Below are 2,047 nucleotides of genomic sequence, written 5' to 3'. Positions count from 1 at the left end.
GACAATGGCAATTTGATCAGAAGCAATAGGTAAAGCCTTTAACCCCTGGTTTTCCTCTTGAGGAGTCAGCGATCGCGAAATTCCTGCAAGATCAGCTTCTCCATTGAGAACAGCTTTAATCCCATTGTTCGTACCATTCGCCATCGTGTTAACCCTAGCGTTTGGAAATTGACGCGAAAATCCTTGTTTGAGATTCTCAGTAATCGTTACCATACTGGTAGAACCATCAATTTGAATCTGAGTATTGGGGGGAACCGACGCCGGAGAGGGAAATATTTCAGCATCGGGAGGGGGAGGAGGCGCAACAGTGGGTTGACCTGTTGAACTGATGTTTGCGGGTTGATCAGCAGGTTTCCTCAGAAAAAACCAATACCCCAAACCCAGTAAAGCTAGAAAAATTATAATATAAATGATGGGGGGAGGGCCGCTGCGTTTTGCCATAACCAATGTCTCCTTAATTAATGTTCTTTACGATCTAATCAGAGGGTTGATGAGATTTTATGAAAGTTTCCAAACGACGTGAAATTTCGTCTTCTGTCGCTAGACGTTCGATATCTGCGCCAAGCTTTTCCGAAGCGTTCATGGTAAGTTCTGCGAGTGCTTGCTGTTCGAGATTACGCTGTTCAACGGTGTTTTTGATTTCCTCAAATTGCGATCGCGCTGAATTAATATTTAACTCATTATTAACTTTTTCCACCCATTCTAATGCCTGATTAATTTCTTGCATATCCTTGAAGTTTGCCAAATCAGTTTGATAGGTTTCAAGTTTCATTTGTTCTTGATTCAACCGTTCTTGAGATAGATTAACATAGTCTTCGGCTCGTTTAACTTGTTGGGCGAGTTGCGGTAAAAATTTCTCAATTTGAATGGCTTTAGATAGGGCTAAACGGGCTTCCTGTTCATTGCCATTTTGTTGAGCAACCCAAGCCAATTGCTCTAATTTTTCAATTTCTTTAACTTTAGTTTGATACTTTTGTTGGGCGCGTTGGTAAGTCGAGGTTTGAGTTGAAACGGCTTCGGCTAGTTTTTTAACCGACTCTTGGATCAACTGTAAGGACTGTTCTGCCGCTTCTAGGGAAACTTGGGGTTCCGGGGACTCCGGTTGTATTCCCCATAACCAGTTCCAAACTGTGATCGTGGCTTTTCCACCTTTTTCTCCCATTAACCAATAGATCAAGTTTTTCATCAGGAACTATCGTTAAGCTTGGATTTATTTCTAGTTTAATCGGTCGATAGTCATCTGGGGTAAAATGTGATCGAATATTAATACTTAAGACGATTGTTCACGAATCATCGCTAAGACCAAAGCATAAATAATCATATAAAAAAGTGAAATAAATAGACAAATCGGGATCAGTAATAAGATTAACCAAGGCACCACACTCGCCCCATAAAAGGCTTCTCCCATATTCACCCCTAAAATCAGACAAGAATTAGCACTCCCTTCATTCAGAACACAATTTCCTTGATCGGCTAAAAACCGCACTAAAATAATCCCTAATACACTCGGAATAATCGGAATATACCAAATACAAAATAAAGACCAAAAAAATTGTTGGCGACCCCGTAATGTTAGATGAATCAAAATCACAATAACTGTAATTGCGATAAAAGCCGGAAGAATTCCCTGGGGTGACATCATTAAGGGAAAATGCCAAGTCAGTTGAATGAATTTCTCGATTAAAATCCCTAGATTCAATCCAAAAACCAGACATGGAGAAGATTGTTCTCCAACTAACACACAACCTTGAGCTTGTGAAAACAGAACCAAAAAAGATGCTGTTATAATCGGTAAAATAAAGATATTAATGAGAATAAACAAACTTATTTTACTCAATTTATTATTCATAGTTTATCATTCAAACTGACTGTTGTTATATAAAGGGGTACAAGGCTTGCGCCCTGAGCTTGAAAGTATTAACCACCCCAAACCAACAAACCTCCTCAATTCTAGCCTTTGGAGAGAGAGAATTGAGAAGGAAAAAGCGCCGCGAGGAAAAATTGTCAAATTTATTAAGAAACTTGAGCCATACTAGATCGGAAGAGC

The 2,047-nt window shown here is 39.5% G+C and carries 3 protein-coding genes; all 3 read right to left on the bottom strand.

Translation table 11 applies throughout. The features are described 5' to 3' along the window. Nucleotides 1–441 (bottom strand): substrate-binding domain-containing protein (locus tag M595_RS27185; protein ID WP_023069808.1); only part of this gene is annotated, 441 nt, incomplete at its 3' end. Between the two features lie 34 nt (nt 442–475). Then, the gene (locus M595_RS27180) at nt 476–1,186 is read right to left on the bottom strand and encodes a PspA/IM30 family protein (protein WP_023068754.1); all 711 of its coding nucleotides are present in this window, start codon (nt 1,184–1,186) and stop codon (nt 476–478) included. 84 nt (nt 1,187–1,270) lie between these two features. Further along, nucleotides 1,271–1,849, bottom strand: coding sequence for a hypothetical protein (locus M595_RS27175; protein WP_040484515.1), 579 nt, complete (start codon nt 1,847–1,849; stop codon nt 1,271–1,273). Nucleotides 1,850–2,047: the final 198 nt, after the last annotated feature.

It is taken from the genome of Lyngbya aestuarii BL J, assembly GCF_000478195.2.
GTDB lineage: Bacteria > Cyanobacteriota > Cyanobacteriia > Cyanobacteriales > Microcoleaceae > Capilliphycus > Capilliphycus aestuarii.
This window is presented reverse-complemented; position numbering and strand designations above follow the sequence as displayed.